The organism is Noviherbaspirillum phoenicis (assembly GCF_047237965.1).
Lineage (GTDB): Bacteria > Pseudomonadota > Gammaproteobacteria > Burkholderiales > Burkholderiaceae_D > Noviherbaspirillum_A.
The window spans coordinates 2798100-2812434 of the sequence record NZ_JBDFLX010000001.1; the positions used below are offsets into that span (position 1 = coordinate 2798100).

At 65.2% G+C, this 14335-nt stretch carries 5 protein-coding genes; 3 read left to right on the forward strand and 2 right to left on the reverse strand.

What is annotated here, in order from left to right; all coding sequences use genetic code 11:
• Positions 1-100 precede the first annotated feature (100 nt).
• From gshA to ABC383_RS12645, 3 genes are all read left to right on the forward strand, one after another.
• Positions 101-1699, forward strand: a complete 1599-nt coding sequence (gene gshA / locus ABC383_RS12635; RefSeq protein ID WP_413014415.1) for a glutamate--cysteine ligase — start codon at positions 101-103, stop codon at positions 1697-1699.
• A gap of 165 nt (positions 1700-1864) precedes the next feature.
• The gene (locus ABC383_RS12640) at positions 1865-2929 is read left to right on the forward strand and encodes an AI-2E family transporter (protein WP_413014417.1); all 1065 of its coding nucleotides are present in this window, start codon (positions 1865-1867) and stop codon (positions 2927-2929) included.
• A 115-nt stretch (positions 2930-3044) separates the two neighbouring features.
• Complete coding sequence (locus ABC383_RS12645; RefSeq protein ID WP_413014419.1) at positions 3045-3677, forward strand: CDP-alcohol phosphatidyltransferase family protein; 633 nt, start codon at positions 3045-3047, stop codon at positions 3675-3677.
• Positions 3678-3732: 55 nt separating this feature from the next.
• Here the strand turns inward: ABC383_RS12645 and ABC383_RS12650 are convergent, their stop codons facing one another.
• Both ABC383_RS12650 and ABC383_RS12655 read right to left on the reverse strand, forming a co-directional pair.
• Complete coding sequence (locus ABC383_RS12650) at positions 3733-12450, reverse strand: hemagglutinin repeat-containing protein (RefSeq protein ID WP_413014421.1); 8718 nt, start codon at positions 12448-12450, stop codon at positions 3733-3735.
• A 150-nt stretch (positions 12451-12600) separates the two neighbouring features.
• A complete protein-coding gene (locus tag ABC383_RS12655) occupies positions 12601-14292 on the reverse strand; it encodes a ShlB/FhaC/HecB family hemolysin secretion/activation protein (RefSeq protein ID WP_413014422.1) in 1692 nt (563 codons plus the stop codon).
• Positions 14293-14335: the final 43 nt, after the last annotated feature.

The following is a 14335-nucleotide window of genomic DNA, read 5'->3' on the forward strand; positions in this document are numbered from 1 at the left end:
AAATGCATTCAATGGTTGATGCATCTGCTTACATCTGACACATCCGTGGCCATGCTTGTAACAGAAAGCGAAAATCAATAACGACAGGAAGAGGAGCCTTATGACCAATCTGCTCAAGCGCCGTCTCGCGCTGCTTGCCAGCGAACAGGCGCGTCCCCTGCTGCTGCAGGGCCTGCGCGGCATCGAGCGCGAGACGCTGCGGGTGACGGCCGGCGGCCACCTGGCAACCACGCCGCATCCGCCGGCGCTGGGATCGGCCCTGACCCACCCTCAGATCACCACCGACTATTCCGAAGCCTTGCTGGAATTCATCACGCCGGCCGAGCACGACATCGCCACCGCGCTGACGCAGCTCGACGCCATCCACCGTTACGCCACCGACATGCTCGGGCAGGAACTGCTCTGGAGCCAGTCGATGCCGGTGCCGCTGCCGCCCGAGGAAGAGATACCGATCGCCTGGTACGGCACTTCCCATATCGGCATGATCAAGCATGTGTACCGTCGCGGCCTGGCGCTGCGCTATGGCCGCGCCATGCAGTGCATCGCCGGCATCCATTACAACTACTCGCTGGCCGAATCGCTCTGGCCGCTGCTGCAGCACGAGGAAGGCGCCTCGGGTTGCCTGCGCGACTACCAGTCCGAGAGCTATATCGCGCTGGTGCGCAATTTCTACCGGACCAACTGGCTGCTGATGCTGCTGTTCGGCGCTGCGCCGGCGCTGGACGCCGGTTTCATGCGCGGCCACGAGCATCAGCTTCAGCGCCTGTCCGACGACACCCTGTACCTGCCCCATGCCACCAGCCTGCGCATGAGCGACCTTGGCTACCAGAACAATGTGCAGGCCGGCCTGGTGCCGCCCTACAACACCCTGCCGGAATACATGCGCAGCCTGGCGCGCGCGGTGCGCCAGCCGCATGCGCCGTATGTGGCGATGGGCACCCGCCGCGACGGCGAATGGGTGCAGATCAACACCAACGTGCTGCAGATCGAGAACGAGTTCTACGCCAGCATACGGCCCAAGCGGGTGATCGCTTCCGGCGAACGTCCGCTGGAAGCATTGTGCGCGCGCGGCGTGCAGTACATCGAGGTGCGCTGCATGGACGTGGACCCGTTCTCGCCGGTCGGCATCAGCCTGCAGACGGCCCGCTTCCTGGATGTGTACCTGCTGTACTGCACGCTGCAGCAAAGCGCGCCGACCAGCCATGCGGAAGGCATCGAGAATGCCACGAACTTCTCGCTGGCTGTGAAGGAAGGCCGCCGTCCGGGGCTGGCGCTGCGGCGCCATGGCATCGCGGTCCCGGTGCAAGCCTGGGGCCGGGAACTGCTCGACGAGATGGAGGCCGTGGCCGCGCTGCTGGATGCGCAGCATGGCGGCACCGAGCATGCCGACGCGCTGCGCGCGCAGCGCGGCAAGCTGGCCGACCTCGACACCACGCCCTCGGCGCAGGCGCTGGAAGCCATCCGCCGGCACGGCTCGTTTGCCGCCTTCGGCCTGGCGCAGAGCCGGCTGCATGCCGAGAACTTCCGCTCGCGGCCGCTCACCCCGGCGCAGCGGCAGGCCTTCGCCGCCATGGCCGAGGCATCGCTGGCCGAGCAGGCCACGATGGAAGCCACCCAGTCGGGCAGTTTCGACGACTTCATCCTGCATTACCAGGCCAGGACGCCGGCCCAGCTTTGCGAGCAGCCCTGCACCCAGTAGGCGCCGCAGGCCGCCCCGATTGCTTGCGCACAAATCGGGGCCATTGCCGCGGGGGCGGAATCGGGCGTTAAGGTTAGCATTGCGGTAACTTCACGCTTGTAACCTCCATTACGCGATGCAGCGGAGGTTTCCTTTCCATTTGCCGATCTTTTGATTAAACCTCCGATGAACCATCCCGAACTTCAGCAAAAAACCTTTCTGATCCTGTTGATCCTCGTCTCCATCGCCTTTGGCTGGATATTGCTGCCCTTCTACGGCGCGGTATTCTGGGGCGCGGTGCTGGCGATCCTGTTTGCGCCGTTCTACCGGCGCCTGCTGGCGCGCATGCACCAGCGGCCCAACTGGGCGGCGCTGGCCACGCTGGCGATCTGCCTGGTCGGCGTGATCCTGCCGCTGACCCTGATCACGATGGCCATGCTGCAGGAAGGCATGCTGATCTTCGAAAAGATCCGTTCCGGGCAGATCAACTTCGGTGACTATTTCCAGCAGGTGGTCGCGGCCCTGCCGCAATGGCTGACCCGGCTGCTGGAGCGCCTGGACCTGCTGGACATCAACTCCATCCAGCAGCGGCTGTCATCCGGCGCGATGCAGGGCAGCCAGTACGTGGCTACCCAGGCCATCAGCATCACGCAGAACACCTTCGATTTCATGGTGAGCTTCTTCATCATGCTGTACCTGCTGTTCTTCCTGCTGCGCGACGGCTCGTCGCTGGCCGCCCGCATCCGCGACGCCATTCCGCTGAGCGCCAGCCACAAGCGCCATCTGTTCAAGAAATTCACCACCGTCATCCGCGCCACGGTGAAGGGCAATGTGGCGGTGGCGGCGGCACAGGGGGCGCTGGGGGGACTCATCTTCTGGTTTCTGGGCATCCAGGGCGCGCTGCTGTGGGCGGTGCTGATGGCGTTCCTGTCCCTGCTGCCCGCCATCGGCGCGGCCGTGGTATGGCTGCCGGTGGCGATCTATTTCCTGGTGACAGGCGCGATCTGGCAGGGCGTGACGCTGATTGCCTTCGGCGTTCTGGTGATCGGCCTGGTGGACAACCTGCTGCGCCCCATCCTGGTCGGCAAGGACACCCAGATGCCGGACTACGTGGTGCTGATCTCCACGCTGGGCGGCATGGCGCTGTTCGGCCTGAACGGCTTCGTGATCGGACCGGCGGTCGCGGCGCTGTTCATCGCCTGCTGGGACCTGTTCTCGTCGTCGCCGGAAGTGCATCCGTCGGTCAACTGATACACGGAGGTCATTGCGGCGCGGCTTGATGGCGTCGTCATTGGCCATGTGGCTGCGCTGATACACTCGGGTGACGGTTTTCCTGCAGTTTCTTCTTTTGAACAGGCCTGCATTCATGCGTACACCCGGCACTCCACCCAAGCACTTTTCCATGCTGCGCGGCTTTCACCTGGCGGATTTCTTCACGCTGGGCAATGCCGCCTGCGGCGTGGCGGCGGTGCTGCTGTCCATGCTCTACATGGGCAGCCAGTCCCTGGACCATTTCTATGCCGCCGCGGCCATGGCGCCGGCGGCGCTGATCTTCGACGTGCTGGACGGCCGCATCGCCCGCTGGCGGCGCCAGCATTCGCCGCTGGGACGCGAGCTCGACTCGCTGGCCGACGTGATCTCCTTCGGCGTGGCGCCCGCGGCCCTGGCCTTTGCCGCCGGCATGCGCGGCGGCTGGGATGCCGCGGCGCTGGCCTATTTCGTCTGCTGCGGCGTGAGCCGGCTGGCGCGTTATAACGTCACCGCCGAAAGCCTGGCCGAGGGCGCCGACAAGGTCGCCTATTTCGAAGGCACCCCGATCCCGACCAGCGTGCTGCTCTCCGCGGTGCTGGCCTTCGCCGCCTGGCAGGGCCGCATCGGCGACGCGCTGTACTGGGGGGAAATGGCGATTGGTCCCTGGCATTTCCATCCGCTGGCATTGCTGTTCGTGCTCTCCGGCACCCTGATGATCAGCAAGACGCTGCGCATACCCAAGCTATAGGGGCTTGCGGCGGCGCCTATCCAGAGCCAGGGCGCCGCTCAATGCGGCTTTTTACCTACTTGCCTGAAGCACCGTCCTGTTGCCGCGGCGCGGCCTGCGCGTCCGACCGTGGCCGGGTAGCTGCCGCATTCGCGGTGGCCGCCCCGGCGGGACTGGCCCGCCGCTCGCCTATTTTGGCGACGGATGGCTGCGCAGTCTTGGCCGGCGTCGCCTTTTGGAACACCTGCGCAGCCTTCGGGTCGGTCTTTTTCTTGCTGGCGCCGCTGCGCGCTCCGGAGGCCGAAGCACCCGCGTTGATCGTGGAGCTGCTGTTGCCGACAGTGCGCTTTTCCACTGCTTTCGCCCTGATGCCCGTGCCGGTATCGCCCTTGACCTGCGCATTGACCAGGCTGGCCTTGCCACCCGAACCGAGCGCTACGGCGCCTTTGGCGTCCAGCCTGGCGGCGCCATGGGTTTCCTTGTTGCTGGCATGCGCCGCCAGATCGACGGACTGGGTGCTGGCGTTCTTGTCGGTCCTGACCGTGTTGCTCTTGCCGCTGCCGGCCAGTCCGAGCGACGCGCCGGCCGACCTGGTCGTGCTGCGGGCGGTGCCTATGGTCAGATCGCCGCCGGCTGCCACGGCCAGGTCGCCGCCGGACTTGACCGCGGTGCCTTCCAGGCTGGCATTGCCGCCTGCGTCGAGCGCCACGCCAGCCGTGCCGGCGGCAATGCTGCCGGCACGGCTCGTGGTCTTGTCGACATGGTTGGCAGCCGCCTCCAGGCTGGCTTTTCCTCCCCGGCTCTGGTTGGTGACGGGCGTACTGGTCTTCTTGTCGGGCGCAGTCTGGCTGCCCGTGTCGCCGCCCAGCTTCAGGCTGCCGTCGATTGCGGTGGAGGTATGGCGGTCCCGCGCTGCATCGATTGCCAGATTGCCGCCTGCCTTCATCTCCGCCCTGCCGCCGGCTGCCAGTGCGGCTCCCTCGAATGTGCTGTCGCCACCGCTGCGGCTTGCAAGCGAACCACCCGCGGCAATCGAAGCCGTTTTCGCTGTTTCGGCATGGTTTTTTTCGTACGCGCCTGCAGCCGCAATGCCCATGCTGGAAGACTGCTCACTGGACTTCTTTTCCGGGTCTTCCGCCCGCTTGTTGCCGAGTTCAATTTCGCCGCTGATCACGCGCTTGACGGTGTCGGACACATCGCGTGCCGCGGCTACCGTGACCTTGCCCTGAGAAGCAATATCGACATCGCCTTTGGCGCTGAACTGGGTGCCTTCCAGCGTGGCGGCCTGCGTGCCTTCGACGCGGATGTTGCCGCCGGCATCGAGCTTGCCCACAACCGCCTTGCTTTCAGTGCTGGTTGTCCGATCGTCACCGCCCTTGAGCTTCACGCTTGCCTTGCTGTCGTTCTCATTGTTGCCAGTCGCCAGCGCAAGCTCTCCCACTGTCCTGGCAACGGTTGACGATGTGGTGTCCGTCGCGGCGCCATAGGTGAGCTTGCCGCCTGCTTTCAGTTCGGCGTCACCGCCCGCCTTCAGGCTGCTCCCTTCCAGGATGAGATCCCCGCCGGCGCGCACGCTGAGCCCCTCGCCGGCATTGATGCTGACCACCCTGGCCTTGGCGCTGTCGCTGATGCTTTCTTTCCTTTCCATCTTGCCTGCCAGTTCACCCTCGACCGCGCTGCTGGTGCCTACGCCGGCGCCGGCGGCAAGCTTGCCGCTGGCCGATGTTGTTTTGTCGGTGCTCGCCTTCGTATCGGCGGCGGCCTTCAGTTCCATGCGCCGTGCGGCAAGATCGACGCCCCGGGCGGCACTGATCTGCGTTCCTTCGAACACAGTGGCTTCAGCGCTGTCGCTCAACACCTTGCCGCCAGCCTTGATGGAACCGGCCACGGCCGTGCTGCTGGCAGACTGCTTGTCCGTGCCGGCAAATTCATAGCTCAGCTGCCCGCCGATGCCGGCGCCGGCGCGCGTGCCCTTGACCGTATCCGAGGTCGATTCGCCACCGAGCGTGTTGCCGCCAAGGTAGCCAGCGCCCGCGCCGCCTTTCGCAGTCGCGGTGGCCGCCACCGCCGCGCCGGCCCTGGCATAGGCAGTCAACCGACCCTGGTGATCGTCGCTGACGGTCTTTTCACTCGTCGTATTGCGCGCGGCCAGGCTGCTGATTGAACCGGCCCGCTGGGTGACATCATGGGCCGCCTCGATCGCGGTGCCGACGTCGCGGATCTCGCCGGTGGCTGTGCGCGTCACATCGCCGCCCCCGGACACGATGCGCGACACCTTCGCCGTCGTGCTCCTGGTCTCCTCGCTGGCATGCCGGTACTGCGCCTGCAGGCCCGCCTCGCCACGCGCATCGGCCGATACCGAAGCCGCCGCGGCCGCGGCGCCGGCAATGTTGGCCTGCGCCGAATCCCGGTCGAGCAGGCCGCGGTCGGCCAGTTTGCCGCCGGCCTCCACGCTCACGCTGGCCTTGCCACTAGCCTGCGCATTGCCGTCGGCCAGCAGCGCCAGGCCCGCGCCGATATCGGTGGACGATGTCGAGCGGGTGACGGAATCCTCCGCGGCGGCAAAGTTCATGCGCGCCGCATCCAGATCGACAGCCGCCCTGCCCTTCAAGGCGGAGCCTTCCACCAGCATGTCGTTTCCGGCCGCGACGGCCAACCGCCCGCCCGCTTCGATGTCGCTGCCGGCCTGACTGATCGTCGTCACAGCCTCTGTGGTTTCATTGCTGCGGAACAGGTCCACCTTGTTGTCGCTTTTCGCCGCCACCTTGACACTGGCTTCCACGCTGGCGCTCGCGTTGGCGTCGCCGTCATGGCCGTGCGGCCTGGCCAGATGACTGACCTTGGCATCCGCCTTCGCCGAACCACTGGCTTCTGCGCTGGCGGTATTGGTGGAATTGACCAGCACGCCGGCGGCTGTCACCTGCCTGGTCCTGCTGGCAACCGTTTTATCCTGTTTGCTTTCAATACGCACATTCCTGCCCTGCAGCGTCAGATCCCGTGCCGCACGCACCGTGGCCGCTTCCAGCAGCGCATCCTGTTTGGCGAGCAGGTTCACATCGCTGCCGGTGAGAGTTGACCGGGCCAGACGTTCGGAGGACTGCTCCTCCTTCTCGACAAAATTTTCAACGAACTTGACGCCCGCCCTTCCGGAAGCGCTTGCCGCAGCAGAGGCATTGCCGGATGCACTGGCCTGTGCAGTCGATCTGCTGCTGGCTTCGCCGCTGGCAATGACGGCGCCTGCCTTGCCGCTGCCGGCAGCGCCGCCTGTGGCCTTGGCTGGCCTGACCGAGACTGGTGGTCGCTCGCCTTCCTCACTCTTTTCCTTCGAGGCGACCTTCTCGTCCGTCCTTTCGCTCTTGCTTTCGGTCCCGGACTTTCCCTTTTCATCCATCGTGCGGCTGGTCGTGAGCGAGCGCTTCCCAGACAAGCTGTTTTCATTTTTGCTGCCGGCGCCGCCGCGTGCATCCTGCACGCGTTCGCCATCGACCATCTTCAGCGCTTCCACCCGCTGCTGATCGATGACGCTGGCCCGGCCGTCGGCGCTGGCAGACGCGCTGGCCTTGCCGGAGGCGTCGGCCTTGAGGAGGCTGACGGTGCTGACTGTGGTGCTGCTGCGATCACTATCCCGTGCCGCCGCCACTGTGACCGCATCGCCTGCAATGACGAGCTTGTCCCTGGCCGCAACAGAGGAACCCTTGATGATTACGTCCCTGTCTGCGACCACGACTGCCTTGCCGTCCGCACTGATGGTCGACGCCACATTGCGGCTGCGGTCTTTTTCCACGATGACTGTCCGCGTGCCGCTTAGCCCGCCGCCGATGCCGGCCCCCGATGTGGTGGCCGATCTCCTGATATTGGTCGTGTCATCGCGTCCGGTGACTGTCAGATCACCGCCCGCCTTGAGGGCCAGATCGCCACCGGCATGCACCTTCGAGCCGGCAATGTGCATGTCGCCGGCGGCCGAGGCGTCCAGCGCGCCGGCTGCCTTGATGCTGGCGCCCTGATGCATTGTGGTGGCGACGCTGCTGGACCAGCCCTGGCGGTCCAGCCCGGTGATCATGCCCATGCTGGCCGAAGTGGCATCCGCCCGCCGGTCTGCCACTGTATCCGCCTCCAGGCTGCCGCCGGCGCGCACGGTGGCATCGCCGCCCGACTGCACCTGCGCCCCCCTGACCGCGACATTCCTGCCGGCATCGAGGCGCATGTCGCCGGTGCTCTCGATACCGGCGGTCTTGCCGATCACGGTGCGGGTCTGGTATGGATCGCCGCTGGTCTCGGCCAGGGTGGCGTTGACGATGTCGCCAGCAGCCGACTGAAGATCCACCTTGCCGCCCTTGATGGTTCCACTGGTATTGCGCACATCATCCGTGGCGCGCACCGTCAGCCTGCCACTCCCGGCGATCACGCCGCCACGGTTATTCAGGGAAGAGACCTGCATCATGATGTCGTCGGCTGCAATCACGGTACCGCGCTCCACGCCTTCCCTGCTGGCGCGCGAGAGATAGACGACCGGCGCCAGCACCTTCTCGCCGCGCACCTCCTGCTCCACCATCCAGACGATGTCGCGATCAAGCGCATTGATCTGCTCCTCGCCAAGCGCAACGCCAAAGCGCAGGCCCAGCGCGCCGGCCTGGCCTGCCGCGCTTTCGAACAGCGCCTGCATTTGCGCCGCTTCTTCGCGTTTTCCCGCCAGCAAATGACGGCCGGTCTGCGCGATGAGTTGCTGCTGAATCAGCCGCTGCTCGTAGCCGGCGTCACCCAGGCGCTTTTGCATGCGCTCCGGATCGAAGCCAAGTTCCATGGCCAGATAATCGGAACCGCTGATGATGCCGCCAGCAACGCTGCCGCCCTCTCCGGTTCGGCTGTCAATACCGCCAGCCATCAGGAAGCGCGGATTCCTTTCCACCAGATAGCGTGTGCCAGGATCGCGGCTGATCACGAAATAGCCGTTGGGATTGCCAGGCAGGCTCAGGTCAAGCCCGGCAAAGGGCGCTGGCCTGGCAGCGCCCTGGCTAGCGGCCGGCAGCACCACGGCTGCCTGGCCTGCCCCCCGGGTCACATCCTCGGCGGCCGCGCCGCCGGCGGATATCGCTTGCGGCTGGGCTGGCAGGGGATTGCCCGCGTTGATGAGATTGCCGCCCTCGAAGGCCAGGGTTCTGGCGCGGATGGAAGCATCGTAGGACGGGCCCTGCGGGTTCTCGATGAAAGTTCTGGTGCTGTATTCCCTGGCAACGTTGAAGTCTGTGGCGTATCCGCTATAGGCACTCGGACCAGCGGCGATTTCGGCCGCGCTCTTGGGGTAATAATATTCAACCCTGCCCGTATTTATATGACCGACCGCCTTGATGGTGCTCACGGCATCAACCCTGCTCATCTGCAGGTTGCCGTTGTCGAAAGCTTGAGCGCCAGGTTCGGCAACAATGACCAGACTATCGGCCGACAATACCGATGCCCTGTTTTCGGCACGCCCGCCGTAATTGAGCCTGAGTTCCTTGCCCGCGACAATCTGGCCTGGCAGGACCGTCGTGCCGTCAGGCAGGCTGCTGGTGATGGTGTCGGTGTACTTGCTGATGCTGATCAGGGTCGGGTCCAGTAAAGACCCGCCGGTCGTCGGCGGCAACTGCTCCAACGAACTTGTCGTCCTGTAGACAAGGTGTGGCATGCCTCCCACCGGGAGATTGCGAAATTCCTGCGATGCCCGGATCGTGATGTTATTCGCCGCCACGATGCTGCGGGTATTGATGATGCTGGCCGCGGTGGCGGCGATATCGGTCGCGTCCATGGTGCCGCTGTTGTCGATTGACTGACGGGCGCCCAGCGTGAGCAGGCCGCCGCTGTAAAGCGCGCCGGCATTGGCAATGCCGTTATCGCTCGCGCTCAGCCACAGCGGCCCGGATGCCGAGATGCCACCAGTCTGGCCATTACGGATAGCGCCGGCGCGTACCATCACTTCGCCATTGCCATGCATCGCCCCACGGTTTTCCAGCAGACCGGCGACGATGAAGGCGGCGCCGCCCTTGCCCGTCACGATGCTCGCGCTCGCATTCCTGTTCAGCAGGCTTGCCACCCTGACCGTTGCCTTGTCGGCAGACATGGCGCCGGCGTTTTCCAGGCGCTCAGCCGCGATGACCAGTTCTTGCCCCAGCACGGTGCCGCTGATGGCATTATCGAGCTTGCCGGCCTGCTGCTGTCCATCGCCTATCGCAAGCATGCCAGCGGCTTGTATCCGGCCATGATTGATGACATTGGTCCTGCCGCTCCTGCTGCCGATGAGCACTTCGCCTTCACCCAGGATGCGGCTGTTGGCGCTACTGTTGTAGATTGCCACTGCGGAATCCAGTTCCAGATCACCCTGGGCCTGAATCAGGTTGCTGTTGGCAATGGCTGCATCCGGCCCGTCGCCGGTGGCTCGGATCAGCGCCTTGTTGGCAGCCTCCACCGTGCCCTGGTTGCTCACGGAGCGCCCTTCCAGCCGGAGCGTGCCGCCGCCATCCATCGTCTGCAGACGCCCCTTGTTGTCCAGATTGTCGACAACCACCGCATCGAGGTTGCGTGCCGCCTGCATTACGCCAGGGTTGTCGAGGAAATAGGCGCGCAGCATGAGGCTGCCGCGATCCGCAAGCATCCGGCCATCGGCATTGTTGACCATGCCGCCAAGCAGCTTTACGTCCAGGTCGTCGCCAGCCTGGATCAGGCCGTTGTTTTGCAGGGTGCTGCCATCGATGGACAGCTTGCCATTGGCGACGATCTGGCCGCCGGCGTGGTTCCTGATGTCCAGCTGTTTGCCCGGCCCTGCGTCGAGGTCGGCGCGCGAATACAGGGTGCCACGGTTATCGAGTTCAAATGCAGAAAGCGAGATGCCGCGGGCCCGGACCTCGCCGGCATTGGCCATGCTGTAGCCGGCATCGAAGCGGCCGACGCCTGCGGCATCGATGACGCCGCTGTTATCGATACGGTGCGCATTGATCGTGATATCGCCATCGGCGCCGCCATGGGCGCTGTCCGTGGCAATGATCTTGCCGGCATTTCTGGCCAGGGCCTGCGTGGCAATGTCGATCCTGCCGGCGGACTGCGCCACGCCGTCATTGTTCAGCGTGGCGCCAGACAGGCGCAGGGCATGCCCCTTGCCTGCGCCCAGCAGCACGCCGTCCCGCTCGTTGTCGATCGTGTCAGCCTGCACGCTCAGCATGTCGCTGTCGGACTGTATCCAGCCGCGATTGGCCAGCCGATCGCCGTACAGGCTGATGCCGCCGCCCAGCAGGCGAGCGCTGTTGTCGATGGCGAGGGCGCTTCCCGGCGCGCCGATGGCCAGCATGCCGGCGGAAGCCTGCAGCAAGCCGCTATTGACCAGCAACGGCGTGACGCCCCCGCCTTGCGCCTGGCCGACTGTGGCCGTCATGCCGCTGGCGGCGATGAGCGAGCCATGGTTGCTCAGTCTGCCTTGCGCGCTCAGGGCGATATCGCCGGCAGCCTGCACATTGGCGTCCTGCCCGAATTGCAGTTCGCCACCCGCGGCGAGTCCCATGGCGCCTTCACTGACCACCCTGGCATTGGCAAACGTCATGGCGCCGCCGGTGCGCAAGCGCATGGCGCGGCTGGCTGCGGCTGGATCGGTACCGCTGTAAAACTGTGCTCCGCCGACGGCGCTGAGCATGCCGGCCTCAATGCCAAGCATGCCGCCTGCCAGCCAGGAACCGCCGTCGAACGCGGCGCCGCCGACGGCATTGATGTCGATGTTGCGCCTTGCAAACCGGGTGGCCGGCTGCCCGGATCCTGCTTCCAGTTGTGCGGCCCGCACCACCAGGTCGCGCCCGGCTGACATGGCGCCGCGCAGCACCACTTGACCCGACGCGTCAACCCGAAGGTCGTCTGTCCTGGCGGCCGCCTCGCCCAGCATGCGCACGCCAACGCCGGCTTCGGTCGCAATCAGTTGAATGCGATTGGCATACATGCCGCCCAGCGCGGTGGTGTCAATCGCATATTCCTGCTTTCCTCCGGAAGGCGCCATGCTGCCAGTGATTTCCCGCGTTGCATAATTCCAGGCATGGGCGCCGGTGGCCAGGACAATGTCATTGCCATTGACCTGGCCGTCCACCTTTACTGTCCTGGTCACGATATCGAGCAGCGCCTGGCCGCTTGCATTGAGTCCGCCGCCATTGATCAGCACGTCGCCGCCGGCCACATTGAAGCCGGCGACACGGCCATCGGCTTTCCATACCGGCGTGCCGGTAGTCAGGGTAGCGCGATCAGTGTTGATGAAGCCGCAGCCGGTGCAGGTAATGCCATACGGATTGGCGACGATGACATCGGCTTTTTTCCCCAGCACTTCGGTGAAGCCGGCAAGGAGGCTGCGGTTGGGCGAGACCACCTCGTTGAGTATCACGCCGGCTTCCCTGCCCAGCCGGGTGTTGGTATAGACCTGGCCGGCAAGCTGCGACTCCATTGCGGCGACATTGGGATTGCCGTTGTTGTTCAGGACCAGCCCGCGCGCATCGACGTCATAGCGGTGAAACCTGTTATGCGACATGCCGGCGGCGTTGGCGGCGCCGATGTTGACCACGGTGACGCCGTTAGGCGCCACATAGGCTTCGGTGGCTGCGGACGCAGGTACCACGTTGGGCGCGGCGGGCGGCTGCTGCGCCTGCACAAGACCGTGCAAGACCAGGCCAAATAGCGCAGCCAGCGCGCCGGCCGTGACGGTCGCACCCGACTTGCCGCGGCCGCGCGCGGTTTCCGGCGCGATCAGATAGGCGCCGCGCGCGGCGCTCCAGACGAGTCGATAAGCATGGTTCATGGAAGTGCTCCTTACATGGGTATGGCCTGATGCCACTCACCGATGCATCACGTGCCAGATGGCGCCGATGGTTTTTCCTGCCTGGCAAGGCGGGAGGCGCCGGGCAGGGAACGGCGCGGTTTCGCGCCACGGTATGGCTTGTGACTGGCATCAGATTGCATAGCTGATTTGCAGCCAGGTCCGGGCCGGTTCTCGCCTGAAGCTGTCTGGCCGGGATAGGGGCCGGGCATGGGACAGGTCGACCGTCATGCCGTTCCAGCTGACGGAGACGCCCAGCGCGGCGCCCGCCAGCCGGCCTTGCGGCAGTCCGGAATGACGGTCGCTGACGCCGCCCGCATCAATGGCTGCGTACATCCGCAAGGGCAATGTCATCGTGCCGGGCGGCAGCGCCGGATAGACCGACATCTCGTTGCGGCTGACCCAGCCGTGGTCGCCAGAGAGCGTGTTGTCCGCAAAGCCGCGCACGCTGTAGATGCCGCCTATCAGGATCTGCTCGGAGCCATACAGCACATGCAGGGCGCGCTGTGCGGAAAACTGGGTCGAGAATTGCGCGTTGAGGCCATGTATCCGGAACGGCTTCAGATAGGAAAACCCGAGCTTGATCTTGCCGAACTGGGCATGCGGCGCCGCATCGGGCAGGTCCGCCGGGTCGTGCAGGGCGCCGCCCAGCTTCAGTCCACGGGCATAGCCCAGGCTGGCCGACAGCACGCCCCCGCGGACGGCGGCATTGACGCCCGCATCGATGTCCAGCACCGTCAGCTTGCGGCTGCTCACCGCAAGGAATTCATCGGCCAGGTAATTGTTCGTGTCCTTCGATGTGAGCGACCCGGCCAGCGTCCAGCGGCTGTCGCGGTCGCGGTAGAGCACCCGCTCGATGCGCAGGCTGTCGCTGCGGCCAGTGCCATTGAAGCGCAGCGTCGCGCCGCCGGGCGTTGTCACACCGGACACATAATGGGAACGGCTGGTCGAGAAGCTGGCGGTGGCATAGCCGAAGGGAACCACCATGGACAGGCTGTCGGCAACGCTGGCCCTGCGCGATTCATCGTTGGGCTGCGAGCGGCGATGGGTAATCAGCAGCAGTTCATTCAGGCCCAGCAGCCGGTCGGCGGTGAAGGCAAAGGCAAGCTGATTGCGGCCGGTGCTGCGGGCGCCGTGATTGTCGGCGGACAGCCATGCGTGATAGGGCCGCGAGGCCGTATTCCGTATCACCACCTCGGTATCGCCTGGCACGCTGCCTGGACGCAGCTCCAGACGCGCGTTGTTGGAAGCGAGCCGATTCACCTGGTCTATGCCCTGTTCAAAATCGCGCAGATTCAGCAACGCGCCTGCTGGCGGAAACACACCCGGCGCATGAATGCTCTGGCGTGCACCGTCATCCAGCACGATGCTTCCAACCCGCCCCTCGATCACCAGTACGTCAAGTCGTCCGGCCGTCAGATTCTGCGTGGGAAGATAGGCGCGTGTCGTGACATAACCGCGGTCAATATAGCTCTTCGTGATGTCGGCAAGGATCTGCTCCATCTCCCGCACACCGAGGCAACGACCGTTGTATGCCGCTGCGATGCCGTCCTGCACCGCCGGCGGCAGGTTGGGCGCATTGCGAATCACGACCTGTTCAATCGTGTGGCAGGCAAGGCCATCGGCAAACGCATTGACCGGCGTCGCCGGAACAGCCGTCTCGGCGCCACCGGGCGCAGGTTCGGCAGGCAATGCCGACTCGATATCGCGCTGTATCCGCTCCTGGCTCTGGCGCTGCAGGATATCGGCCTGTCGTGCCGCGGCGGCGCCAGGCGCCGTCTGGGCCTGGGCAATGGCCGCGACGCACAACATTGTGATGGGCACTATTTGCCGCCAAGGGACTGGTCGGTGTGGCATGAGAATGTTT